Source organism: Pseudomonas sp. LJDD11 (genome assembly GCF_024584215.1).
Classification (GTDB): domain Bacteria; phylum Pseudomonadota; class Gammaproteobacteria; order Pseudomonadales; family Pseudomonadaceae; genus Aquipseudomonas.
Genome location: NZ_JANJFL010000160.1, coordinates 1 through 512 on the forward strand (window position 1 = coordinate 1; position 512 = coordinate 512).

Annotated in this window: 1 pseudogene; it reads right to left on the reverse strand. The window is 57.2% G+C overall.

Features of this window, described 5'->3' with window-relative positions:
* Positions 1-512 (reverse strand): annotated as a pseudogene (locus NRB16_RS29345) (hypothetical protein); the annotation flags it as partial.

Here is a 512-nt window from a genome sequence, read left to right on the forward strand (position 1 = left end):
TCACGAATGCCAGGGCCATCAACGGATAGATCCTGCCCAGTTCGGCCTTTTGCAGCACCCAGAGCCAGGCAATGGTGGTAATGCCGTACAGGAACAGCGACAGAAAAAACCAGCCGAGCATGACCGGGTCGAGCAGGTCACCGTTCTGACGAAACGTCTGCGCCGTCATCTTGAAGAGCACCTGGCCGATGGAGATCCCCAGCACACAGGCCAGCGCCGCGAGATAGATCGCCATGCTAGAGCTCCCGACCGAGGAATCTTCTCTGCAATGAATCGGGCGCCTGGGGACGGACTGAATGTCGTAGCCGACAAAGGCCAGGATGAACTGGATACCGACCAGTATGGGCAGCGCCGATAACATGACGGTTCCGGGCGACGTCGCAATACCGGTGCGCAGGGAAAGCCCCCAATGAAAGACCCCGAAGACAGTACCGAATATCAGCAGAAGCAAGCCAAGGGGAAGTTCAAAGGACGCCAGTGACATATCCCGCAAGTAGTAGTTGTAGAACAGG